The 24576-nt window shown below is 54.7% G+C and carries 24 protein-coding genes; 12 read left to right on the top strand and 12 right to left on the bottom strand.

Annotated elements, in window-relative coordinates; genetic code table 11:
• From C5687_RS15910 to C5687_RS24910, 4 genes are all read left to right on the top strand, one after another.
• Nucleotides 1–1086 (top strand): restriction endonuclease subunit S (locus C5687_RS15910; RefSeq protein ID WP_146086285.1); only part of this gene is annotated, 1086 nt, incomplete at its 5' end.
• A complete protein-coding gene (locus C5687_RS15905) occupies nucleotides 1083–2000 on the top strand; it encodes a DUF5655 domain-containing protein (protein ID WP_023063267.1) in 918 nt (305 codons plus the stop codon). The genes C5687_RS15910 and C5687_RS15905, both read left to right, overlap by 4 nt.
• A 1-nt stretch (nucleotide 2001) precedes the next feature.
• The gene (locus C5687_RS15900; RefSeq protein WP_063255734.1) at nucleotides 2002–5106 is read left to right on the top strand and encodes a type I restriction endonuclease subunit R; all 3105 of its coding nucleotides are present in this window, start codon (nucleotides 2002–2004) and stop codon (nucleotides 5104–5106) included.
• Between the two features lie 98 nt (nucleotides 5107–5204).
• Nucleotides 5205–5375 carry a hypothetical protein gene (locus tag C5687_RS24910; protein WP_000069461.1) on the top strand — a complete coding sequence of 57 codons (171 nt, stop codon included), beginning with the start codon at nucleotides 5205–5207 and terminating at the stop codon, nucleotides 5373–5375.
• Here the strand turns inward: C5687_RS24910 and C5687_RS15895 are convergent.
• Nucleotides 5372–5989 (bottom strand): Fic/DOC family protein, encoded by a 618-nt coding sequence (locus C5687_RS15895; RefSeq protein WP_034167216.1) that lies wholly within the window; start codon nucleotides 5987–5989, stop codon nucleotides 5372–5374. The two genes, C5687_RS24910 and C5687_RS15895, sit on opposite strands and share 4 nt — an antisense overlap.
• A 733-nt stretch (nucleotides 5990–6722) precedes the next feature.
• Here C5687_RS15895 and C5687_RS15890 point away from each other — a divergent pair.
• A complete protein-coding gene (locus tag C5687_RS15890; protein ID WP_104557330.1) occupies nucleotides 6723–7550 on the top strand; it encodes a winged helix-turn-helix domain-containing protein in 828 nt (275 codons plus the stop codon).
• A gap of 20 nt (nucleotides 7551–7570) precedes the next feature.
• Nucleotides 7571–8026, top strand: a complete 456-nt coding sequence (locus C5687_RS15885; protein ID WP_082082941.1) for a hypothetical protein — start codon at nucleotides 7571–7573, stop codon at nucleotides 8024–8026.
• A gap of 49 nt (nucleotides 8027–8075) precedes the next feature.
• On the opposite strand, the gene C5687_RS15880 is transcribed toward C5687_RS15885, so the two are convergent.
• A complete protein-coding gene (locus C5687_RS15880; RefSeq protein ID WP_059385002.1) occupies nucleotides 8076–8306 on the bottom strand; it encodes a SymE family type I addiction module toxin in 231 nt (76 codons plus the stop codon).
• Between the two features lie 172 nt (nucleotides 8307–8478).
• On the opposite strand from C5687_RS15880, the gene C5687_RS15875 reads away from it, so the two are divergent.
• Nucleotides 8479–8823: a nitrous oxide-stimulated promoter family protein gene (locus tag C5687_RS15875; protein WP_032672451.1), complete on the top strand. Its 345-nt coding sequence runs from the start codon at nucleotides 8479–8481 to the stop codon at nucleotides 8821–8823.
• Nucleotides 8824–8828: 5 nt separating this feature from the next.
• Here C5687_RS15875 and C5687_RS15870 read toward each other — a convergent pair whose 3' ends face one another.
• From C5687_RS15870 to hypA, 10 genes are all read right to left on the bottom strand, one after another.
• On the bottom strand, nucleotides 8829–10049 hold the full coding sequence (locus C5687_RS15870) for an MDR family MFS transporter (RefSeq protein ID WP_104557329.1): 1221 nt from the start codon (nucleotides 10047–10049) through the stop codon (nucleotides 8829–8831).
• 16 nt (nucleotides 10050–10065) lie between these two features.
• Nucleotides 10066–10827 (bottom strand): siderophore ABC transporter ATP-binding protein EitC, encoded by a 762-nt coding sequence (eitC, locus tag C5687_RS15865; RefSeq protein ID WP_045286032.1) that lies wholly within the window; start codon nucleotides 10825–10827, stop codon nucleotides 10066–10068.
• Nucleotides 10827–11864, bottom strand: coding sequence for a FecCD family ABC transporter permease (locus C5687_RS15860; RefSeq protein ID WP_104557328.1), 1038 nt, complete (start codon nucleotides 11862–11864; stop codon nucleotides 10827–10829). Before C5687_RS15860 ends, eitC begins: the two co-directional genes overlap by 1 nt.
• Nucleotides 11864–12862, bottom strand: a complete 999-nt coding sequence (gene eitA, locus C5687_RS15855; RefSeq protein ID WP_047959346.1) for a siderophore ABC transporter substrate-binding protein EitA — start codon at nucleotides 12860–12862, stop codon at nucleotides 11864–11866. Before eitA ends, C5687_RS15860 begins: the two co-directional genes overlap by 1 nt.
• Nucleotides 12863–13014: 152 nt before the next feature.
• On the bottom strand, nucleotides 13015–15087 hold the full coding sequence (flhA, locus tag C5687_RS15850) for a formate hydrogenlyase transcriptional activator FlhA (protein WP_104557327.1): 2073 nt from the start codon (nucleotides 15085–15087) through the stop codon (nucleotides 13015–13017).
• Between the two features lie 55 nt (nucleotides 15088–15142).
• The gene (gene hypE / locus C5687_RS15845; protein WP_104557326.1) at nucleotides 15143–16153 is read right to left on the bottom strand and encodes a hydrogenase expression/formation protein HypE; all 1011 of its coding nucleotides are present in this window, start codon (nucleotides 16151–16153) and stop codon (nucleotides 15143–15145) included.
• On the bottom strand, nucleotides 16150–17271 hold the full coding sequence (gene hypD, locus C5687_RS15840) for a hydrogenase formation protein HypD (RefSeq protein ID WP_104557325.1): 1122 nt from the start codon (nucleotides 17269–17271) through the stop codon (nucleotides 16150–16152). Before hypD ends, hypE begins: the two co-directional genes overlap by 4 nt.
• Nucleotides 17272–17273: 2 nt before the next feature.
• Nucleotides 17274–17546 (bottom strand): HypC/HybG/HupF family hydrogenase formation chaperone, encoded by a 273-nt coding sequence (locus C5687_RS15835; protein ID WP_104557324.1) that lies wholly within the window; start codon nucleotides 17544–17546, stop codon nucleotides 17274–17276.
• A complete protein-coding gene (gene hypB, locus C5687_RS15830) occupies nucleotides 17537–18400 on the bottom strand; it encodes a hydrogenase nickel incorporation protein HypB (protein WP_104557323.1) in 864 nt (287 codons plus the stop codon). The genes C5687_RS15835 and hypB overlap by 10 nt, the downstream gene beginning before the upstream one ends.
• Before the next feature lie 3 nt (nucleotides 18401–18403).
• Nucleotides 18404–18754, bottom strand: a complete 351-nt coding sequence (gene hypA, locus C5687_RS15825; protein ID WP_104557322.1) for a hydrogenase maturation nickel metallochaperone HypA — start codon at nucleotides 18752–18754, stop codon at nucleotides 18404–18406.
• Nucleotides 18755–18965: 211 nt separating this feature from the next.
• Here hypA and hycA point away from each other — a divergent pair, with 211 nt between their 5' ends.
• From hycA to C5687_RS15800, 5 genes are all read left to right on the top strand, one after another.
• Nucleotides 18966–19430: a formate hydrogenlyase regulator HycA gene (hycA, locus tag C5687_RS15820; RefSeq protein WP_025757092.1), complete on the top strand. Its 465-nt coding sequence runs from the start codon at nucleotides 18966–18968 to the stop codon at nucleotides 19428–19430.
• A 70-nt stretch (nucleotides 19431–19500) separates the two neighbouring features.
• Nucleotides 19501–20109 carry a 4Fe-4S dicluster domain-containing protein gene (locus C5687_RS15815; RefSeq protein WP_094918878.1) on the top strand — a complete coding sequence of 203 codons (609 nt, stop codon included), beginning with the start codon at nucleotides 19501–19503 and terminating at the stop codon, nucleotides 20107–20109.
• Nucleotides 20106–21920, top strand: coding sequence for a formate hydrogenlyase subunit 3 (gene hycC, locus C5687_RS15810; protein WP_104557321.1), 1815 nt, complete (start codon nucleotides 20106–20108; stop codon nucleotides 21918–21920). Before C5687_RS15815 ends, hycC begins: the two co-directional genes overlap by 4 nt.
• Before the next feature lies 1 nt (nucleotide 21921).
• Nucleotides 21922–22845, top strand: a complete 924-nt coding sequence (locus tag C5687_RS15805) for a respiratory chain complex I subunit 1 family protein (protein WP_095452119.1) — start codon at nucleotides 21922–21924, stop codon at nucleotides 22843–22845.
• A 15-nt stretch (nucleotides 22846–22860) separates the two neighbouring features.
• On the top strand, nucleotides 22861–24570 hold the full coding sequence (locus tag C5687_RS15800; protein ID WP_104557320.1) for a hydrogenase large subunit: 1710 nt from the start codon (nucleotides 22861–22863) through the stop codon (nucleotides 24568–24570).
• Nucleotides 24571–24576 lie beyond the last annotated feature (6 nt).

The following is a 24576-nucleotide window of genomic DNA, read 5'->3' as shown; positions in this document are numbered from 1 at the left end:
TTAGTTGTTAATACAATGTGGCTTAACTATTCTGGCCTAGGTGTTTCCGATTATGAAGGATATGTTAGTCCTGCATATAGAGCATATAGGTTTACAAAAAATGTTAATAAGAAATATATACATTATTTGTTGCGTTCAAATCCATACGTCATGGCTTATACTTCGCAAATGCAAGGTATAAGACCAAATTCATTACAAATTAAAACAGATGATTTTCAATCATTGCCTGTACTTTTGCCTTCAGTAGTTGAGCAGGAGTGTATTGCGAAATTTTTAGATTACGAATTGGATAAGATTGACCTATTAATCGACAAACAAGTTCGACTCATTGAACTTCTGAAAGAAAAACGGCAAGCGGTGATTTCTGATGTCGTAAGAAGAGGGTTAAATCATCGTGTTAAGCTCAAAGTTTCAGGAAATGAGTGGTTAGGTGAAGTGCCTGAGCACTGGGGGGTATCCCAGATAGGTTGGCTTTGTAAAGTTGGTAATGGCAGTACTCCTAATAGAGATAATCAATCCTACTGGCTTTCAGGTGATTACCCATGGCTTAATAGCTCTAAAGTAAACGATGATATTGTTACTAATGCAGAGCAATTTGTCACTTCAAAAGCATTGTTGGAGTGCAGTTTACCTTTAGTAAAAAAAGGTAGCGTCATCATTGCAATTACAGGGGAAGGGAAAACGAGAGGTACCTCCGCGTTATTGATGATGGATGCCACTATTAATCAGCATATTGCTTATATGACTCCTTTGTCAAAAAATAAAATATTACCAGAATATCTTCATTTATGGCTTCAAAGTAAATATGATCAGATTCGTTTTGAATCATCTGGTGGGGGCAGTACAAAGGCCGCAATAACTTGTTCTGACGTGAAAAAATATATTATCCCGCTACCGCCATTAAATGAGCAGAAAGTTATTGTTGCTGATGTTGAAGAAAAAAAACGATGTTTCAATACCCTTGTGATGCATTGTGAACAGCAAATATCTTTGCTAAAGGAGCGTCGTTCCGCCCTAATTTCCGCTGCCGTAACAGGTAAAATCGATGTACGCAACTGGCAACCCGCTGCTAAGGACGCTGCATGAGTGATATCCAGCTCTTTCGTTATGGTAAAAACGGTGTCTCTGAACTTCCGGGAAAATCAGCAGCCATTGAAAAAGATCTTCAGAAACTGATCGAGTCTCATATGGAGGCTTTCCTTGGGGTACGTTTTTTGGCGACAGAATACAGCACAGGCAAGACCCATAAGGGGCGCATTGACTCATTGGGGCTGGATGAAAACAACACGCCAGTGATTATCGAATATAAACGTCAGAGTAACGAGAACGTCATTAATCAGGGGTTGTTCTATCTGGACTGGCTATTAGATCATCAGGCCGAGTTCCGTTGGCTGGTGATGGATAAGTTTGGCAAACAGGTTGCTGACGATATCGATTGGTCCAATGCCCGTGTGATTTGCATTGCGGCAGATTTTACCAAATATGACGAGCATGCCGTTGCGCAGATTAACCGCAATATCAATCTTATCCGCTATAAGCTGTTTAACCCTGATCTCCTGATGTTTGAGCTGGTGAATGCTGCTACCGAGACTCACAAGCCTCAGCCTGTTGCAATAGAGAATCAGGTGCCGAAGCAGAAGAAAAATGCTCAACGCTATCGTCTGGATAAGTCTTCCCCTGAACTGGTTGCGCTTTATCAGAATATCTGTGATTTTGCTGATAGCTTGGGTGATGAGGTTCAGCGCAAAGAGTTACTGCTTTATACTGCGTTTCAGAAGATAAAGAATTTTCTAAGCGTCGTGATATGGCCCACAGCCAAAGAACCACACGTCAAGCTTTACCTGAAACTAAAACCGGAGCAGGTGATCATCTCTGATATCGTCAGAGATGTTACTAATTTGGGACACTGGGGAACCGGTGATATTGAGGTGGTTGTCCATAATCAGGCAGATTTAGCAAAAGCTAAGTTACTGATTGAGCAAGCGTATCAAGAGAACTGATATGGTATCTAAATCCGCAGAACTATTATTCCAGAATCACATTATTGAGCAACTATCATCCAGTGGTTGGTTATTTGGAAGCTCATCCGGCTATGATCGTGAAAGGGCGATTTATCCAGAAGATGCGCTTGCTTATGTACAGGAAACCCAGCCGGAAGTCTGGGACAAGTTTTGCGGAATTTATCCAAAAGATACAGATGTACATTTTCTCAACGCGGTTGAGAGACATCTTTCGGCTAAAGGAACCTTGTGGACGCTGAGACATACCTTAGCGGATCGCGGTGCTCGTTTTCAGCTTTGCACCTTTAAACCCGATCATGACCTTAATCCAGACTTGCTGGTTCGCTATTGCGCTAACCGTTTACGAGTAGTACCTGAACTGATTTATTCGCCCAATGGTTATGATGGCCGCATTGATTTGACATTGTTCCTGAATGGGTTGCCTGTCGCCACACTTGAACTGAAATCGGCGTTTAAACAATCGCTTGATGCGGCAAAACTACAGTATATCAATGACCGCCAGCCAAAAACCGGAAATAAACCAGAACCACTGTTGACCTTCAAACGCGGTGCGCTGGTCCATTTTGCGGTCAATCAGTATGAGGTGGCGATGACCACCAAACTGGATGGAAAGAAAACCTTTTTCCTGCCTTTTAACCGGGGAACCGCAGAAGGCGGGGCGGGTAACGATCAACCATTAGAGGGGTATGCGACAGCCTATCTATGGCAGGAAATCCTGCAACCGGATAACTGGCTGCGTATTTTGGGGCGCTACTTACATCTGGAGCAAAAGCGCGTTGATGATGCGCTTGGTCATCAGGAAATCAAGGAAACCCTGATTTTCCCGCGTTACCACCAATGGGTCGCTGTTCAGTCATTGCTGAATGCCGTTCGCGTGGAGGGAACAGGGCAAAAGTACCTTATTCAGCATAGCGCTGGTTCCGGTAAATCCAACTCAATAGCTTGGTTATCCCATCAGTTAGCGTCATTGTACCGCCCGGATGGTAACAAGTTTTTTAATTCGGTAATCGTTATTACAGACCGCACTGTGTTGGATGGTCAATTGCAGGACACGATTTACCAGTTTGAACATCAGGATGGTGTGGTTTGTAAAATCAGCCGTGAGTCGGGTAGTAAGTCTTCGCAACTAACCGAGGCTTTATCGTCTGGTACGGCAATTATCATCGTGACGATCCAGACTTTCCCGCATGTGCTCAAAGCTATTCAGGAAAGTACTGGTCTGAAAGGACGAAGCTTTGCTGTTATCGCTGATGAAGCACACTCAAGTCAGACGGGAACGACTGCTCGACAGCTTCGCGAAGTGCTGATGGCGGAAAAAATAGATGAAGAAGAAATGGATGGTCAGGATGTTATCAATGCGACGCTTGAGGCTCGCAGAGGTTCCTCTGATATAAGCTATTTTGCCTTTACTGCCACGCCTAAAGCCAAGACGTTAGAGCTGTTTGGTAGACCACCTCATCCCGAAATGCCTTTGGCGAATGACAATAAACCGAAGCCATTTCATCTGTATTCAATGCGACAGGCGATCGAAGAAGAGTTTATTCTGGATGTTCTGAAAAATTACACCAGCTATGGGCAGGCTTATCGTCTGGCACATGATGCCGAAGATAAAGAAGTCGACCGCAAAAAAGCCAAAACGCAGTTGAGCAAGTGGGTTCGCTTACACCCTCACAATATTGCCCAGAAATCACAGGTCATCATTGAACATTTCCGTGAGCATGTTGCTCATTTACTAAATCACGAAGCGAAAGCGATGGTAGTAACCAGCAGTCGCCTCGAAGCAGTAAAATATAAGCAGGCGTTTGATAGCTATGTGCGAGAAAAAGGCTATAAACGTTTAACAGCAATGGTGGCGTTCTCAGGTGAAGTTGTCGATGAGGGCGAAAGCTACACGGAAAACTCGATGAACCCAGGCCTGCAAGGTCGGGATATGCGTAAAGCATTCGATACTGATGATTATCAGGTGATGCTGGTCGCTAATAAATTCCAGACAGGCTTTGACCAGCCCAAACTGGTCGCCATGTACGTTGATAAAAAACTCAAGGGCGTGGATTGTATTCAGACACTATCCCGTCTTAATCGTACGTATCCGGGGAAAAGCAGCACATTTGTTCTTGATTTTGTTAATGATCCTCAGGATATTCTGACTGATTTTAAAGAGTATTATCAGAATGCCGAACTGGTGCAGGTATCCGATCCCAACCTTGTTTATGCCATTTTCCATAAGCTGAATGAACAGCATATATGGCAATGGCATGAAGTGATTAATTTTTCTGATGCTTATTTTGACCCGAAACGTGGTCCTGAAGCGCTAACGGGGTATTGTAAACCAGCGGTAGATCGTTTTACTCATCGTTACCGCTCCGCGATGGATGTATTACGAGGGGCGTTATCGACACTCGAAGATGCAAAGAAAAGCGGCGATGAAACTTGGCGAGTAAACTGCGAACGTAGTGTTAAGCAAGCTCGTGAAGCGAAGGACGTGCTGGATACGTTCAAAAAAGATATGAATAGCTTTATCCGTTTTTACGAGTTTGCTTCGCAAATTGTCGATCTGGCAGATGAAGAACTGGAACGCTTAAATGTCTTTGCTCGCCACTTGCTGCCGTTGTTAAGAGAGGAGCGGCTTGATGACGATCTTGATATCAGTCAGGTACAGCTAACACACTATAAACTGTGGGAAAAGCGCACCCAGGATCTGAAATTACAAGAAGGGGGAGAAGGACTTAAAGGGATCACCAGCGTCGGTGGCTCAATTGCTGAAAGGCCGAAAGATCTATTATCGCACATTCTGGAACAGCTAAATGAGTTGTTTGGCGAAGAAACGACTGATGCTGACAAGCTGGTATGGCTTGATGGCGTGGCGGCTAAAGTTTCCGAAAATGATTCTGTGATGGATCAACTTCGCCATAACGATATCGAGCAAATCATGCTTGGGGATTATCCTCAGGCCGTACAGAATGCTGTCATCGAAAGCATGGGGGCGTTTGAGAAACATTCAGTTGCTTACCTGTCTGATAAGGATGTTGCCCGTTTAGCCAATCGTTTCATACTTGATGTATTACTTAAAGGGCTTGGCCGATGAGTGAGTCTTTGACGGGGCTTAATGTGAATTCGCGCAGAAAGTTTGGTATAATGCTTAGATGATGTTTTCAGCCCAGATTTTGCTTTTCAGGAGTAATTATGAGCAACAACAAAAAAACTCAGGCAAGCTATGCTAAGCCGTCTCGTGCTGACATCGTTCGCTCAGTAGCAACATCTACGGCTGTTGAAACAGGGCAGTCCTCCGCGAAGATCGAAGCTTCCCTTGAAGCTACACGCAAAAAATTTGCTCATTTACGTCTTGCGGTTTAGCCCCTTCTTAATGCTTCTCTGACCCAGTGTCTCATCGGCTCGTAGTCCATTGATACGCCCGCATGGATAGCCGAGATATACTGGGTTTTGTTTTGCTCCCAGCTTTTATAATCCAGCGGTTTGTATCCTCCCTGAACGGCCATAACGTCGGCTAATAGTCGCGACAAACGCCCGTTTCCTTCTCTGAATGGATGGATGAGTATCAGCTCGACATGGGTTATGGCGATAGCGGTGATGAGTTGTTCTTCGTCCATGCCGCTACACGGCGTGTATTGAGTCAGATACTTCGTGTCGAACTCGTTCAGCAGTTTTGGCAACTGTGCTGAGGGGGCAAACATAAAGCCGCCTTTGCTGATATTAACCGCTCTTTCTTGTCCAGCCCACTCGTAGATGTTACCTAACCAGCGGCGATGCCAGCTTTTTAGCAGGGCTACGCTGAGTTGTCCTTCCGGGAACTGTTCTTCAAAAACAGACTGGTAGAGTTGTTCTAACAGGACAAGTTCAACCTCATCCATCTCATCAGAAGTAGCGATCCCCAGCTTATTAGCCAAAACCTGCTCGCCAGAGTCTTTCTCATACTGGCCTTCACTGCTGGATACATGGTATCGGCTCATGGGGATGCCCTGTGTTATTAGATGGATGGGAAAACAGAGGGAGTATAACGCTGGATGAGTACAGCAAACAATATTCTTAAAATCAGATAGTTACATAAATGTAGGTTGAAATATGGTTTTTATTTTCTGGTGGAAAATTATCTTTAATAATCAGCATTAACACACCAATGCATCATGGGGGTATGGGCGTCGAAATTGTCTAGTGTACTCATTAGGTTACCGTGTCCATTTTATAAAATTCAATGAGTTGTCTTTTTTATTGTCAGTGTTATCTCTCATTGGAACTCATGAAATCCTGTGTTTCTTATCATGAATTGTGAAGCGACCATGATAACGGAGTCTGTAGTGCAGGAAAACAGACGTGCAGGCTCTTTCGACGCAAAATGCGTACCTGATTCCACACATAAAAGGCAGTCTCGCGTCGTCCTGGCTGTGGCCGGTGCGCTGTGCACCTGTGGCCGTCACAGGAGCTGTGAACGATTGTTATCGCGCATTAAAGGTCAACAGCGATTAATTCGTTCAGAATATAATGTCATTATTTCTATTTCCGTTTAAGAAGCGTAATCGAGACACGATGTCTGGGTGTTATTTTTTCCTGCGCTAATTATTTTTATTTCATTGATGCACCTGTAGTGGTGATCTAACTGTCTGCTTTGACAAGGATTATTCACAGAGTATAATTGCCATCTATATCAACAGTTTTTGAATCTGTTTACTGTATAGTGAGTATTCTATGTTCTGGATAATTAACGATAATATTAAATTCTGTCCAGAGAAAAACTTACTTGTCTCTTTGACCCGACCTGAGTTAAGCGTAATTCTCACAACGCCAGCCAGTCGGTGTCTGGTTCTTCTGCTTGAATCTTCCCCGGAAGTGGTCCACCAAAAGACGTTCTTTGATAAAGTCTGGGGTGAGGACGGGATGTTAGTTCCTGCCAATACGCTTTATCAGAATATCTCCATTATCCGGCGCGGGCTACGCTCAACGGGAGAAACAGACGATACGCTGGTGGCCACGGTCCCGAGAAAAGGTTTCCAGATTGAAAAAGGCGTCAGCGTTGCCCGCATTGAAAACGACGTGGCCGAATCAGTAAACGCGCCTGAGAGCGTGGCATCAGAAGCGCCTCCTGTCACCGTGTCGAAAGAGAGCATCGCTGAAACCTCAGTCGCACAGGTGAGTGCGAAGGCGCCGCGTTATCAATATCGTCGCTATGTTTCGCTATTACTTATGGCCCTCTCTTTTGGGGTGGGGTATTTTATTCTCCATCTGGCCGTGCATGACTATTCAAAGAAAGATTTTTTTAAAGATTACACAATAAACAGCACCGAAAACGGGTGTCATTTTTTCTCACGAAACGATGACATTAAAAGTATCGGAAACTTTACGCGTTATAAAAAAATTATCCTGCAAACGGGGCTTGATTGTAAAAAATATCCTTGGGTCTACTTCTCCTCATCCAGTACCGCTCCGGCACTGTCGGTACTTATTTGCAGAAAACCTTATGAACAAGAAGAAGATGCCGGTTGCGTTACGCTTTATTTCAGGGGGTACAATCAGTGACTAAAAGGTCAACTGCGATAATGTGTCTCTTACTGTTTGCCGTTGGCGCGCTGGCGTCATGGCTTTACCATTACCACTTAGAAAAAAAACATAATACGGAAGCCTGTTCCGTCTCTATCGTTGTTTTTCATGAAGATGTTCGTGCCAACCTTACCCTGGACTTTATGTATACCATGCAGCAGCAGACCGGTGTGGTAGCGGTCAGCGGTACGTATTTTAAAAATGATAAGCCGACAGCAGTTATCCGAAGAGATGTATCCTATGTCTGGACGGAAAACAAAGATTCCTTCCATTTTACTTCGGTAAAGATCCATGATGTGAATGACGAATCGCTGCCAGATAACGTTCTCGGCGACGTGTTGCCTGATTTCTTTATTTACCCGAACCATAAGTTAAACTATTCAATCCTGAAGCAAGGGCCCAGAGGTTTTTTATTTACCGTAGGAAAGCGTCCTATTTTCTTCTGCTCTCGCTGATGATACCGCTTTGGTATCATCAGGAGGTTACGTTGGCCTACGTGTGACGCTATGCTTCGCCAGGGTTCAGTAACTCAATAACGATTTTCCCCTGTTCGACCCCCACACGCACCTGCGAGTGGGTGGTAAAACCTGCCTGTTCAAGCCAGTCGCCTTTTAAGCTCAACGCCGCATGTACGCTGTAACGTGTCGGAATTTTAGTTTTCCGGTCTTCGTGACGTTTTCTGAAATAACCGACTTTTAAGCGGCGATAGTGTTTAGTGCTGGCGATCTCTTGCATACATCCTCCATAACGACGGCAGCAGGGCTCTTAATGCCTGTATAAAATACCAGTAAAGCGTGGCTGAGGGAGGCTTAAAAGTGGAAGGCGGGTTCAGAAAATGACATGCAACAACTGAAAAAAGAGGCATTAAGAGGTATTATGAATGCATGTTATTAACCAGTGAGCCGCTATGTCTGGTAAACGAATTTCTCGCGAAAAAAAGACGATCGCCAGAATGATCGCCCTGTATGAAAAGCACTGTCCTGACGCGTCTCAGGACGAAGGGCATTATCAGGCGCTGAATGCCTATGCCGATAAGCGTCTGGATAAATGCGTATTTGGTGAAGAAAAGCCTGCCTGCAAACAGTGTCCGGTGCACTGCTACCAGCCTGCAAAACGGGAAGAGATGAAGCAGATTATGCGCTGGGCTGGCCCGCGTATGTTATGGCGTCACCCGATCCTGACCGTTCGTCATCTGATTGATGACCGTCGTCCCGTGCCGGAGCTGCCTGAAAAGTATCGCCCGAAAAAGTGACCGGTTCAGCGTCTCAGCGGGCGGCAAATCACGTTCAGGGCCAGCGCGCTGCAGAGTGGGAAAAGGGCCAGCAGCAGCCAAGGATACATTGCCTGCGTTGAGGGCACCAGCGCGCGATCCAGCAGGCTACCAAACAACAAGTTTCCTGCCAGTACCGCAATGCCGCCAGCGGTGGCGAGTGCGCCATAGTGCGCCCCCAGCGTGGACTCCTCGGCAAACCTCGGTATCAGATCCTTTGCCGAGGGCACCAGCAGCATCTGTCCCAGCGTCAGCAGGGTCACGAAACAGATCGACGGCAGCAGGCGCAGCCAGCCCTCTGGCGGTGCCGTCGACGCAAACATTGCCACGCTTGCAAAGGCGGCGGAGAGCAGCAAAAAGCCCACCGGCAGGATCCTCACAGCGCCCACACGCCGGGCGAAACGCGCCAGCGGCAGCTGTAAGGTGATGATCAGAACGGAGGCCAGCATAAAAAGCGGGCCGAGATCTTTCTCGTTACCGCCAGAGCGCTGGATCTCTACCGGCAGCGCCAGATAGAGCTGGTTATAGCTTAAAAGCCACGAACTGTAGGCAATGATAAAGGCGACAAAGCGGGGCTGGCGGAACGTCGTCCACCAGGGAACGAGCTTCAGCGTCTGCGCGGCGTGGCGTGACGCGGGCAGGCAAAAATAGAGCACCACCAGCGCAACGATAAAGACGCCTGCCCCCGCGAGAGCCACCTGACGAAAGCCCAGGCCGGTTAGCAGGGCGCCGGCAACCGGGCCCAGTACGGCACCGAGTTCCCCGCAAACCGCAAAGAGCGCGAACCACTCCGCCCGGCTTCGTTTACCTTTCGCCTCGCTGTGCGTGCCTGCTTTCGCCAGCAATGCCTCAATAGACGGAGAAAACAGCGCGCCGCCCACGCCTGTCAGACACGCGCCCAGAATAATCGGCCACAGCGATTCCCCGAACGCCAGCAGCAGATAGCCCGCGACGCGGATAACACACCCGCTCAGGATCACGACTTTCGCGCCAAAGCGGTCCGAGAGCGCGCCCCCGACGATAAACATCCCCTGCTGGGAGAACGTGCGCAGCCCCAGGATCAGCCCGATCAGCCCGCCGGAGAGCAGCATATCGTCGCGCAGGAATATCGCCAGGAAGGGGACAACGGCGTAAAAGCCAATGTTAAAAACAAACTGGCTGCCCAGTAAAACGGGCGGCCAGAGCGCGGTGGCAGGGCGAAGGGGCATCGTCGTTCACTCGCCCCTAAACGATAAAGTGGATATGCTTTTTGCCATGGAACGGCGAGATTTCGATTTTGGTTTTTACCCGGAAAACATCCCAGAGCAGCGCCTCGGAGAGGATCTCCTGCGGCGTTCCTGTGGCCACAATTTGTCCTTTCTGCATCACAATCAGCGAGTCACAAAACATCGAGGCGTGGTTGAGATCGTGTATGGCGACAATGCTGGTGACCGGTAATTCGCTGATCAACTGCATCAGCTGCATCTGATGATGAATGTCCAGGTGGTTGGTCGGTTCATCGAGCAGGATTTCCGTCGGGGTCTGGGCCAGGGCGCGGGCAATGTGGACGCGCTGGCGCTCGCCGCCAGAGAGGCTCAGCCAGCCCTGATCGCTTTTATCCAGCATATCCACCCGTTGCAGCGCGGCGGTGACGGTTTCGTCATCATGCCTGCTCCAGTTGGAAAAAGCGGAGTGGTGCGGAATACGCCCGAGCTTCACCACGTCGCGCACGCGCATGTTCGCGTCGGTCATCCCGTGCTGTTCAACGAAGGCCACCCGGCGGGCAAGCTGTTTTTTGGCGATGCGGGCGATGTCCTGACCGTCCAGGGTAACGCTGCCGCAGTCCGGGCGGCGCAGACCAGCCAGAATGCGCAGAAGCGATGATTTACCGCAGCCGTTGGGGCCAAGCAAGCCGACCGTTTCCCCGCGAGACACCGTCAGCGAAACGTCATTAACGATGACTTTTTTACCCACCTTCCAGGTAATATGTTCAGCGCAGATACTCATCACTTATTCCTTGAGCGGTAGATAATCACGGCAAAGAACGGAACGCCAACCAGCGCGGTCACAACGCCGACGGGCAGGCTTTGCGGGGCGATCAGCATGCGCGAGGCGATGTCCGCCAGCACCATCAGGATCGCCCCTGCCAGCGCGCTGGCGATCAGCAATGTACGATGCAGCGGCCCGAACAGGAAACGCATGACGTGCGGCACTACCAGCCCGACAAAGCCGATTGATCCCGCCATGCTGACGATGGTCGCGGTGATCAGTGCGGTGGTGGTAAAGAGCACCAGACGTACCCACGGGACGGCGATGCCCAGCGACGCCGCGGCGTCATCGCCGAACGTAAAGGCATCCAGCGCCCGGGAATAGTAGAGGCACACGGCTAACCCAATCAGTACCACCACCAGTGCAAGCTGGAATTCGGGCCAGCGCACGCCGCTGAAACTGCCCAGCAGCCAGAACATCACGTCACGCGCCTGCTGGGCGCTGGCGGAAGTGCTGATGGTGTAGGCGGTAATGGCGTTGAAAAGCTGCGAGGCGGCAACGCCCGCCAGAATAGTTCGTTCATTTCCTCCACGCGCGCCGTTGGTCAGAAACGCGACAAACGCAAAGGCGGCGAACGCCCCGGCAAAGGCACCCGCAGAAAGCGACACCGCGCCGGTGCCGATCCCCAACACCACCACGGAAACCGCGCCAGTCGACGCGCCGGCGGATACGCCCAGCACGTATGGCTCCGCCAGCGCGTTCTTCAGCAGGCTCTGCAATACGGCGCCGCAGATGGCCAGCCCCGCGCCGCAGCAGGCTGCCACCAGCGCGCGGCTCAGGCGAAAGTCCCAGATGACGCTCTCATAGATACGGTTGAGCGGAACCCCGGTGAGCCCCATTTTATTGCTGATGGCATAAAAGACGTTCTGCAGCGGAATGGACAGCTCGCCGACGCTGACGCTCAGCGCGATAACCAGAAATAGCAGGACAAAGGCAAGCAAACATGAGGTCGTCAGAACCAGGCTCTGCCTGGCCTGAAGGACGGCGGTGGTCATCAGTTCAGCCCCAGTTTTCTGAGCTGTTCGCCAACCTGCTGAGCCCCGTAAATCGTGCGGATCGTCGGGTTCATCGCCTGGCCGTCCATCACCACGATATGACCCTTTTTCACCGCGTCCAGCTGGCTGACTGCCGGATCGCTTTTGAGGAATTTGATTTTTTCTTCCGCGTTATCCAGTGCCCAGCGGTTGCGGTCGAGGCTTGAGACCACAATGACATCCGGATTAGCGGCAATAATGCTTTCCCAGCCCACGGTTGGCCATTCGGTCTCGGAGGTGATGGCGTTATGGCCGCCCAGCAGGCTGGAAATAAATCCGGAAGGGCTATTTTTACCGCCGACGTAGGCGTCCGCAGAAGGGGAGGAGCTTGAGAACCAGAAAACAAAGGAGAGATCTTTTTTGTTTTTACTGAATTCCTGGCGCAGGTCAGCCTCACGTTTTTTGAAATCGGCAATCACGGCCTGACCGCGATCTTCCACGTTAAAGATTTTGGCGAAATCCTCAATCTCCTGATAGAGATAGGTCATATCCCACAGTTTCTGGCGGCTGCCGTACATATCGCCGGTGGCTTTTTTGGTCGCGCACATGCCCGGGGACACGTAGCTGTTCACGCCCAGGGTCATCAGATCGTCGCGTTTGGCAACCTTACTTTCAGGCCCCAGCAGCAGGGGAGTCTGCGCGGGGACAAAGTCAGGATTTTGTGCGAGAACAGATTCAAGCGTAGGAATTTCTACCGTCAGGGTTTTAATTTTCGCGTTCTGTTCCGCCAGCTGCGGCAGCACTTTGGTCGGCCAGAAGGCGCTGGCCTTCACTTTGTCTTCCAGGCCCAGCAGGAGCAAAATTTCGACGGTATTCTGACCCAGGGCCACGACGCGTTCCGGCGCTTTAGTGAATGTCTCTTTATAGCCACAATTTTCAATGGTCAGAGGATATGTGGTTGCCAGAGCAGAACTGACCGACGCAACCGCCAGGCCTAACGCGCAGATGACCTTCTTCATGAAACGCTACCCTTGATTAATATTGTTATTGATGCAAATGAAACTCATTATTAAGGCGGAATTTTATACAGAGGAAACGATTTTGTGTCAATGAGGGACAATTGCGCAGGGTGACAAAAGGCGGTGTCAGAAAACACCGCCGGGATAAGGCGTTAGACCAGGCTCTCTTTATCGATCCCAAGACGCTTCATGCGCGACAGCAGGGTGGTGCGTTTTAACCCCAGTCGCTGGGCGGCACCTTTCGGTCCGGCGACCACGCCGTTGGTCTCTTTCAGCACGCGCATAATGAGCTGATATTCATCTTCTCCCTCTTTTGCCGTCTCGGCGGCGGGCGCGGTTACGTCAGGTAGCGCAACTTCAGGCAGGGAGAGTTGCAGCACATTGCCGCGCGTCAGCAGCACCGCACGTTCGATGACGTTTTCCAGCTCGCGCACGTTGCCGGGCCATTCCATCGAGGAGAGGGTGCGTAACGTCTCGGCAGGAATACTGTCGATGTTGCGCCCCATCCGGCGGGCAATCTTCGCGGTAAACGCTTTGACCAGAAGGGGGATATCTTCCGGACGTTCGCGCAGCGGCGGCAGGCAGATCGGGAACACGTTCAGGCGATAGTAGAGATCGCTGCGAAACTCGCGGTCGGCGACCATTTTTTTCAGGTCGCGGTTGGTGGCGGCAATCAGCCGCACGTCAGTCTGGATAAGCTTGTTGCTGCCCAGGCGCTCAAACTCCTGCTCCTGCAGGACGCGCAGCAGCTTTGGCTGTAGCTCCAGCGGCATATCGCCCACTTCGTCGAGGAACAGCGAGCTCTTGTCGGCCAGTTCAAAGCGGCCCAGACGCTGGCTGCTGGCCCCGGTGAACGCGCCGCGTTCGTGACCGAACAGATCGCTTTCCAGTAGCCCCGCCGGCATGGCGGCGCAGTTCATCTTCACCATCCGTCGGCTGTTGCGGTTGCTCAGGTTGTGAATGGCGCGGGCTATCAGCTCTTTACCCGTGCCGGTTTCGCCCAGAATCAGCACCGTGCTGTCGCTTTGCGCCACCATTTCTACCTGCTTGAGCACGCTGTACATCGCATCGCTGCGCCCGATGATTTCACCAAACTCACTGTCCACATTGTTGAGCTGTTCGGTCAGGGCGAGGTTCTCATCCACCAGCCGCTCTTTCAGGCGATGAATCTCCTGATAGGCGAGGGCGTTATCCAGGGCGATGGAAATACGCTCGGCGATCTGACGCAGCAGCTTCAGGTTGGCGGTGGTAAATACTCCCTCCTCACACTGCGCCAGCTTCAGCACGCCGAGCATGGTGTCGCCGGACATCAGCGGCAGCAGGCACAGGGTCTGGATTTTGTTGCCCCAGGTGTTAAACAGCATCCGCTCGTAGGGTGCCACCGTATCCTGCTCGTTCAGGTTGAGCAGGAGGATCTCTTTGCTTTTAAAGACCCGCTCGGAAAGCGTACCGGCTTCGTCCACTTCACTCTGCTCATGGGCAGGGTTAGCCTCATCCAGATAGTGGGTGGAGTAGATGTTCAGCTTGCCCTTACGGTGCCCCCGCAGCGCAATACTGATGGCGTCGATTTTGAAATAGTGATGGATCTCTTTTGACACCTCGCTGACCAGCTCATCCATATCGAGCCTGGAGAGCACGGCGTTGGTGATGGCGACCAGAATACGAAAGTTGTCGCGCTCGCGGCTCAGCAGGTCGTAATCGACGTTATTGTTCACGCGGCTTTGGATCTGCTCCGCGACGACGGCCACAATCTGGGTGAAGGTATGCAGGCGCTCGTATTCCGCCTCGCTCCACGGCTGGTCGGTGGTGCGGATAAACTCGCAGCCGCCAAAAATCTGGCCCTCTGCCGCCAGCGGCAACATGCAGTAATGCCCGAAGGGCTGATACAGATTGCTCTGCGCCAGCCGCGGCCACGCCTGTCGGAACGCCTCAAAGTTGCAGTGCAGCGCTTCAGGCCGGGAGAGAATGCGGCGCACCGGGCCATGGGCCAGATACGTTTCATCCTCGTATTCAAACGTTTTGCCATTATCACGCGTTGCGTAGTAGCTCGCGCGATGCGTACCGCTATGCCAGAGCACAATCGCGGCGCTGTCGGCCAGCGCTGATTGCCTGACCAGACGCGTCAGGGCATCGCTCAGCGCGCCGAGATCGGGCTGCTGTAAAAGTGTGCGCGTGATGTCAAACAGCCCCTGCTGTCCAAGATCGCTCATCGGTGTATATGGCATAGTGCTTTCCAGTAGAAACGAGCAAAAATTCCACGCTGGCCGCTTATGGCGCGGCCTAGCAAATTCGGGGTAAGGGTTCCGCGTGCGGCAAATCCAGCGTCCGTTTAACGCCATACAGCCCGGTCAGGCGCACCCCTTTGCGCTCAACCACTTCACCAATTATCGCCGCCTCGTGTCCAAACGGATGTGCCCGCAGCTGTTCCAGAACGGCGGGTGCAGAAGCGCGTTCAACGCCAATCACCAGCTTGCCTTCGTTGGCAAAGTTGAGCGGGTCAAGCCCCAGCAGCTCACACAGACCGCGAACGGCGGGCGTTATGGGCAGGCTGCACTCGGTGAGTTCAATCCCGCATCCGCAGCTTGCCGCAAATTCATGGACCACGGCATTCACGCCGCCGCGCGTGGCGTCACGGAGCGCTTTCACGCCGGGAACTGCACGCAGCGTCTGGATCAGCGGGGTCAACACCGCGCAGTCGCTGCGCAGTTCGCCGTCCAGCCCCAGACCTTCGCGCAGGTTGAGGATGGTCGCGCCGTGGCAGCCCAGCGTGCCGGTCACGATCAGCACGTCGCCCGTGCTGAGGCGCTGCGCGCCCCAGTGAATATCGGCGGGGATCGCCCCGATGCCGGCGGTGTTGATAAACAGCTTGTCGGCCGCGCCGCGCTGCACCACTTTGGTATCGCCGGTGACGATAGCTATCCCTGCCTCGCGGGCGGTCTGCGCCATACTGTTGACCACCGCCGTGAGCGTCTCCATCGGTAACCCCTCTTCGAGGATAAATCCGCAGGAGAGGTAGCGCGGAATGGCGCCGCTGACGGCGATGTCGTTCGCCGTGCCGCAGACAGCGAGCTTGCCGATATCGCCGCCCGGGAAGAACAGCGGGTCAATCACGTAGCTGTCGGTGGAGAACGCCAGCCTGTCGCCCTGCGCGGTGAGGGTCGCGAGGTCAATGCGCGCCTGGTCTTCCTGCTCGGCGAGCCAGGGGTTGCTGAAGGCCTCCATAAACAGCCGGTTAATCAGCTGCTGCATCGCCTGTCCGCCGCTGCCGTGCGCCATTTCAACCGTCTTCATGCTTCACTCTCCAGGTTGCGATACTGATACCACGCGGCACACGCCCCTTCGGAGGAGACCATCAGCGCGCCAAACGCCGTTTGCGGGTTACAGGTGTTGCCGTATAGCGGGCAATGATGAGGCTTGCATTTGCCGGTGAGCACCTCGCCGCAGCGGGCCCGCGGATCGTCGCAAACCTGCTGCGGCTGCGGGTGGAAATACGCTTCGGCGTCGAACGCGCGATAGGCCGACGTCAGGCGCACGCCGGATTCGGCAATCAGCCCCAGGCCACGCCATTCGCTGTCGCCTTCGACGCAAAACACGTCGGCTATCGCCTGCTGTGCCCGTTCATTTCCTGCATCCGGCACCACGCGGCGGTACTGGTTTTCCACTACACTCAGGGCCGCTATTTTCTGCTCAACCAGCATGGTGACACCTTGCAGTAGATCAAGTGGTTCGAAACCAGCAACCACTAACGGACGATTGTACTGTTCAGCGATAAAACCGTAGGCATCTGTGCCAATCACCATGCTGACGTGGCCCGGCGCCAGGAAGGCGTCAATCCCGTTTCCCGGCGCTTCCAGCAGGCTGCGTAGCGTGGGGATGAGCGTGATGTGCTGGCAGAAGAAGAAAAAGTTATCGACGCTGCGCGCTTTCGCCTGCTGCAGCGTAATGGCGGTGGCGGGCATGGTGGTTTCAAACCCCAGGCCAAAAAACACGATTTTGCGCGTGGGGTTATCCGCTGCCAGCGTCAGGGCATCCATCGGCGAATAGACGATCCGAATGTCGGCCCCGCGTGCTTTTGCCTGCAGCAGCGAGCCGTTTTTCCCCGGAACGCGCATCGCGTCGCCAAAGGTGCAGAAAATGACGTCGGGCCGGCTGGCAATCTCGATACAGCTGTCGATGCGCCCCATCGGCAGCACGCAGACCGGACAGCCGGGGCCATGGATAAACTCGATGTTCTCCGGCAGCAGCTGGTCGAGGCCAAATTTGAAAATGGCGTGCGTATGTCCGCCGCACACCTCCATGATCCGCAGCGGGTTTTCCGCCGTGTAGTCCAGCAGCGCCGCACGCGTTTTCAGATGCCCGATAAGCTGCAGCACCTGCTCGGGCGCGCGGTATTCATCCACGTAACGCATGATTATCGCTCCTCGCCATACAGCAGCGCGCCCACGTCCGGCTCCACGTCGAACATGTTCTGCAGCGCATCCAGCGTGTCGCGGGCTTCCGTTTCGTTAATCACGCTCATGGCGAACCCCACGTGGACCAGCACCCACTGGCCGAGACGCGAGACGCCGGTTTCATCGCTGCTGCCCACCAGCGTCAGGTCGACGTCGCGCAGGATGCCGCAAACCTCAACTTTGGCCTGATTACCATCAATGGTATGAATCTGTCCCGGTACGCCTATGCACATCGTTCGTTCTCCAGCCAGTGTAGCCAGCTGTCCATGCCGTCGCCGCGGGTAGCGGAGACCAGCAGGATCTCAATATCCGGGTTCACCTCGCGGGCCCAGGACAGGCATTTATCCACGTCGAAGTTCAGGTACGGCAGCAGGTCGACTTTGTTGAGCAGCATGATGGAGGCGGCGGCAAACATATGCGGGTACTTCAGCGGCTTGTCTTCGCCTTCGGTCACCGAAAGCACCGCGACTTTGTGCCGTTCGCCCAGGTCGAAGCTCGCCGGGCAGACAAGGTTACCGACGTTTTCAATAAACAGGATGCCGTTATCTTCAAGCGGCAGGCGCGGGGCGGCGTCGGCGATCATCTGCGCATCGAGATGGCAGCCTTTGCCGGTATTCACCTGGATCGCCGGGGTGCCGGTTTCGCGAATGCGCGCCGCATCGTTAACGGTTTGCTGATCGCCTTCAATCACCGCACAGGAGACGCGCCCGTTCAGGCGGTTGAGCGTTTCCGTGAGCAGCGTGGTTTTGCCGGAGCCGGGGCTGGAGACCAGGTTCAGCACCAGCTGTCTGCGGGCGGCGAAGCGGGCACGGTTACGGTTGGCGATCTGGTTATTCTTGTCCAGGACGTTGATTTCCACCTCCAGCATCTGACGCTGGCTGATGCCCGGCGCGTGGGTACCCGCTTCGCCGTGGCCGTAGTGAAGATCGCCCGCATCGGATCGTTGCGGGGCGAAAGCGATCCCGGTCAATGCCGCAGAAGAGCGTGGGGCAGGTGCAAAGGGCGCGGAGCGAAACGCGGAGTGGGGATGATGTTCATCCCCTTCTATATACAGGTTGCCTTCGGCGCAACCGCAGGTACTACACATACTTTACTCCTTCTCGATTTCGAGGCGTTGGATCTGCATGCCGTCATCCGCCACGATGCGAAGAAAGGTGCTCTGACACTGCGGACAGCGCTGTACCTTCGACGACAGCAGGGTGACGTACTGCTGACACTGCTCGCACCAGCACTCCGCCTGCTGCTCTTCAATATGCAGTTCGCAGCCTTCCGCCAGCGTGCCGCGGCACACCATTTCAAAACAGAAGGTCAGGGCGCTGGTCTCGACGCAGGAAAACGCCCCGACCTTCAGCCAGACGCCGGTGACGCGTTTTGCGTGGTTTTGCACAGCCTGCTGTTCGATAAGTTCCAGAGCCCGCTGGCAGAGGGTGATTTCGTGCATGACGCCTCCTCAATGAATTGCGCCATTGAATGCAATAACAATGCCATCTTGATTTTTGTTAAGACATGTCGATGTCAACGCTGTCGAAATGACACGTCGACACCGCAAAGTTGACAGCCAGTTTTTAATTAAAACTATTAAAAATCAGCTGGATAAAAACTGGCATGGAATCTGCTTAACAGCCGCTATCTCCATTAAACGGATACCTTTTATGACTATTTGGGAAATCAGCGAAAAAGCAGATTACATCGCGCAGCGTCATCAGCAGTTACAGGACCAGTGGCATCTTTACTGCAACTCTCTGGTTCAGGGCATCACCCTCTCGAAAGCGCGTCTTCACCATGCGATGAGCTGTGCGGCGCAGGGGGACATGCGCTTTGTCCTCTTCGGCCATTTCATCATCAATGTCACCCTGGCGGATAACTTCAACAGCCACACCATTGAGTACCACCTTGAGACAAAAGACGGCGAAAAACAGTGTATTGCGAAAGCACAGCTGATGGCCGACGGCATGGTGGACGGCCACGTCAGCAACCGCGATCGCCAGCAGGTGCTGGAGCACTATCTGGAAAAAATCGCCCCGGTTTATAACAGCCTGTACGCCGCCGTTGAACACGATCTCCCGGTCAACCTGAAGCAGCTGATGGACGGAAATGCCTCAGCGAACGTGGCCTGACCCCTGAGTGTCGAAAAGTGTCGACAAGACAGTTTTTCGTCAAAAATGACTATCACCAGAGGATGACCCGGTGAACCGTTTTGTAATTGCTGACTCGACGGTCTGTATTGGCTGTCGAACCTGTGAGGCGGCGTGTTCGGAAACGCATCGCCTGCATGGGCTGCAGTCCATGCCGCGCCTGCACGTCATGCGTAATGAAAAAGAGTCTGCCCCGCAGCTCTGCCATCACTGTGAAGATGCCCCTTGTGCGGGTGTCTGTCCCGTAAATGCCATCACCCGCGTGGACGGCGCTGTCCAGTTGAACGAAAGCCTGTGCGTAAGCTGCAAGCTGTGCGGCATTGCCTGCCCGTTCGGCGCCATTGAATTTTCCGGCAGCCGCCCGCTGCATATTCCGGCGAATGCCAACTCGCCAAAAGCCCCGCCCGCGCCGCCTGCTCCGGCACGCGTCAGCACGCTGCTGGACTGGGTGCCCGGCATCCGCGCCGTTGCGGTGAAGTGCGACCTGTGCAGCTTTGATGAACAAGGCCCGGCCTGCGTGCGCACCTGTCCAACCAACGCGTTGATTCTGGTTAACATTCGCGACATCGCCCGTACCCGCAAGCGTAAACGCGAGCTGACCATCAACAGCGATGTTGGCGACCTTTCTCTGCTACAGACGCTTAACGAGGGGGCGAAATGAACGCGGCGATGATGATGACCAGCGCGGTAGCGTACTTTGCGGCCACCGCGGTTCTGGCGTGGCTTCTGTCATTCCATAAAACCCTGAGCGGCTGGGTCGCCGGGATTGGCGGGGCGGTCGGCAGCCTGATGACGCTGGCGGCAGGCGGGATGGTTCTGCTCGACGGACACACCGTGGACACGCTCATGCCGCTCATCCGTCACACCGTTGCGATCACGCCGCTGAACGCCATCTGGCTGGTGACGTTTGGCCTGTGCGGGCTGTTTATCAGCCTGTTCAATATCGACTGGCACCGCCATCAAAACACCAGGGCCAACGGCCTGCTGATTAATCTGCTGATGGCGACGGCGGTCTGCACCGTTACCGCCAGCAACCTCGGCGCGCTGGTGGTGATGGCGGAGATCATGGCGCTCTGCGGCGTCTTCCTGACGGGGTGCAGTACCTCCGGCAAACTGTGGTTTGCGCTGGGACGCCTCGGGACGCTGCTGCTGGCGCTGGCCTGCTGGCGGGTGTGGCACCGCTTCGGCACGCTGGACTTCGCGGCGCTTAACGGTCAGCCGCTGGGCAGCGACGTCTGGCTGCTGAGCGTGGTGGGCTTTGGCCTGCTGGCCGGGATCATCCCGCTGCACGGCTGGGTGCCGCAGGCGCACGCGAATGCCTCAGCGCCCGCCGCTGCGCTCTTTTCCACGGTCGTGATGAAAGTCGGGCTGTTCGGCATTCTGACGATCACCCTGACCGGCGGCCAGCCGCCGCTGTGGTGGGGCGTGGTGTTGCTTCTCGCCGGTATGGTTACCGCCTTTGTCGGTGGGCTGTACGCGCTGATGGAGCACAATATTCAGCGTCTTCTGGCGTATCACACCCTTGAAAATATCGGCATCATCCTGCTCGGTCTTGGCGCGGGCGTGACCGGTCTGGCGCTCAATCAACCGGCGCTGATTGCCGCCGGGTTTATCGGCGGTCTGTATCACCTCGTCAACCATAGCCTGTTCAAAAGCACCCTGTTCCTGGGGGCGGGAAGCGTCTGGTTCCGCACCGGTCATCGCGACATCGAAAAGCTCGGTGGCATTGGCAAAAAAATGCCGGTGATATCTCTCACCATGCTGGTCGGGCTGATGGCGATGGCCGCGCTGCCGCCGCTGAACGGCTTTGCCGGGGAGTGGGTGATCTACCAGTCCTTCTTCGCGCTCGGCCAGAGCGAGGCGTTTATCGCCCGTCTGCTGGGGCCGCTGCTGGCGGTCGGGCTGGCGATTACCGGGGCGCTGGCAGTGATGTGCATGGCGAAAGTTTACGGCGTCACCTTCCTCGGCGCGCCGCGTACGCGTGAGGCGGAAAACGCCTGCTGCGCACCGGTACTGATGGGGACAAGCGTGGTTGCGCTGGCACTGTGCTGCATCGCGGGCGGCGTGGCCGCGCCGTGGCTGCTGCCGCTGCTGGGTAATGCCATTCCGCTGCCACTGACCGTGGCGAATACCACCGTTTCCCAGCCAATGGTCGCGCTGCTGCTGATTGGCACACCGCTGCTGCCGCTCATCCTGATGCTGTTCTTCAAACGCGACCGACTGGTCTCCCGCTCGCGTGGGACAGCGTGGGCCTGCGGCTATGAACACGAACAGTCGATGGTGATTACCGCTCACGGTTTCGCCATGCCGGTGAAAGAGAACTTCGCCGCCGTGCTGAAGCTGCGCCACTGGCTGAACCCGGTGGCGTGGGTGCCGGGTTGGGAGAGTGCCGCCGCGCCTGTGCTGTTCCGCCGTCTGGCGGTCATCGAGCTGGCGGTGCTGGTGGTGATTGTGATTTCACGAGGAGCCTGACATGAGTCTGTTACTGGCAATTCTTCAGGCGCTGGTGCTGTTCGCCGCTGCGCCGCTGCTTTCCGGGGTGAGCCGCGTGGCGCGCGCCCGGATGCACAACCGTCGCGGGCCTGGCGTGCTTCAGGAGTACCGCGATCTCTTCAAACTGCTCTCGCGTCAGAGCGTCGCCCCGGATGCCGCAGGCTGGGTCTTCCGCCTGACGCCGTTTGTGATGGTGGGCGTGATGCTGACCATCGCCACCGCGCTGCCAGTGGTGACAGTGGGCTCGCCCCTGCCTGCGCTCGGGGATCTGATTACGCTGATCTACCTCTTCGCCATCGCCCGCTTCTTCTTCGCGATTGCGGGTCTCGACACCGGGAGCCCATTTACCGGCATCGGTGCCAGCCGCGAGGCGATGCTGGGCGTGCTGGTTGAGCCGATCCTGCTGCTGGGGCTGTGGGTCGCCGCGCAGGTCGCAGGTTCAACCCATATCAGCTTTATCACCCACACCGTTTACCACTGGCCGCTTGCCCGCTCCATTCCGCTGGTGCTGGCGCTCTGCGCCTGCGCGTTCGCCACGTTTATCGAGATGGGCAAGCTGCCGTTCGATCTGGCCGAAGCGGAGCAGGAACTGCAGGAAGGGCCGCTCACGGAATACAGCGGCTACGGCTTCGCGGTGCTGAAGTGGGGCATCAGCCTCAAACAGCTGGTGGTGCTGCAGATGTTTGTCGGCGTCTTCTTCCCGTGGGGGCAGATGACGCACTTCTCCGCGGGCAGTCTGGTACTGGCCGTGGTGGTGGCCGCCCTCAAGCTGCTGGTCGGCGTGCTGGTGATTGCCCTGTTTGAAAACAGCATGGCGCGCCTGCGTTTTGTGGAAACGTCGCGCATCACCTGGGCCGGTTTTGGTTTTGCATTTTTAGCGTTCGTCTCCTTGCTGGTGGCGTGATTAAAGAGAGTTTTTATGTCTGAAGAAAAGAAAGGTCAGCAGTATCTCGCCGCGTTGCATCAGGCTTTCCCCGGCGTGGTGCTGGAGGAGTCCTGGCAAACCAAAGACCAGATAACCATCACCGTAAAAGTGAACTCTCTGCCGGAAGTGGTGGAGTTTCTCTACTACCAGCAGGGCGGCTGGCTGTCGGTGCTGTTCGGTAACGACGAGCGTCAGCTGTGCGGCAATTACGCTGTGTACTACGTGATGTCGATGGAGCAGGGGGAGAAGTGCTGGCTCACCGTGCGCGTGGAAGTCGATCCAAATAAACCGGAATACCCGTCCGTCACCCCGCGCGTACCTGCCGCCGTCTGGGGCGAGCGCGAAGTGCGCGACATGTACGGCCTGGTGCCGGTCGGCCTGCCGGATGAGCGCCGCCTGGTGCTGCCGGACGACTGGCCGGATGAACTTTATCCCCTGCGCAAAGACAGCATGGACTACCGTCAGCGCCCGGCGCCGACCACCGACAGCGAAACCTACGAATTTATCAACGAGCTGGGCAGCAAGAAGAACAACGTGGTGCCGATCGGCCCGCTGCACGTCACCTCCGATGAGCCGGGCCACTTCCGCCTGTTCGTTGACGGCGAAAACATTATCGACGCCGACTACCGCCTGTTCTACGTCCATCGCGGTATGGAAAAGCTGGCGGAAACCCGCATGGGCTACAACGAAGTCACGTTTCTTTCTGACCGCGTGTGCGGCATCTGCGGCTTCGCCCACAGTACCGCCTACACCACTTCGGTGGAGAACGGCATGGGGATTGTGGTGCCGGAGCGCGCGCAGATGATCCGCGCCATTCTGCTGGAGGTGGAACGCCTGCACTCCCACCTGCTGAACCTCGGCCTGGCCTGCCACTTCGTCGGCTTTGACTCCGGGTTTATGCAGTTCTTCCGCGTGCGTGAAGCGTCGATGAAGATGGCGGAGATCCTTACCGGGGCGCGTAAAACCTACGGCCTGAACCTGATCGGGGGGATCCGCCGTGACCTGCTCAAAAACGACATGATCCAGACCCGTCAGCTGGCGCAGCAGATGCGCCGGGACGTGCAGGAGCTGGTGGATATGCTGCTCAGCACGCCCAATATCGAACAGCGCACCGTGGGAATCGGCCGTCTTGACCCGGAAATTGCCCGCGATTTTAGCAACGTCGGCCCGATGGTGCGCGCCAGCGGCCACGCCCGCGATACCCGCGCCGATCACCCGTTCGTCGGCTACGGTCTGCTGCCGATGACCGTGCACAGCGAGCAGGGCTGCGATGTCATCTCCCGCCTGAAGGTGCGTATCAACGAGGTGTTTACCGCGCTGAATATGATTGACTTTGGGCTCGATAACCTGCCGGGCGGCCCGCTGATGGTGGAGGGGTTCAACTATATTCCGAACCGCTTCGCGTTGGGCTTTGCCGAAGCGCCGCGCGGGGATGACATCCACTGGAGCATGACCGGCGACAACCAGAAGCTCTACCGCTGGCGCTGTCGTGCGGCCACCTATGCTAACTGGCCAACCCTGCGCTACATGCTGCGCGGCAACACCGTTTCTGATGCACCGCTGATCATCGGCAGTCTCGATCCATGCTACTCCTGCACCGACCGCATGACCGTGGTGGACGTGCGCAAGAAGAAAAGCCAGGTGGTGCCGTACAAAGAGCTTGAGCGCTACAGCATCGAGCGTAAGAACTCGCCGCTGAAATAAGGACTC

It is taken from the genome of Enterobacter sichuanensis (assembly GCF_002939185.1).
Classification (GTDB): Bacteria; Pseudomonadota; Gammaproteobacteria; order Enterobacterales; family Enterobacteriaceae; genus Enterobacter; species Enterobacter sichuanensis.
This window is presented reverse-complemented; position numbering and strand designations above follow the sequence as displayed.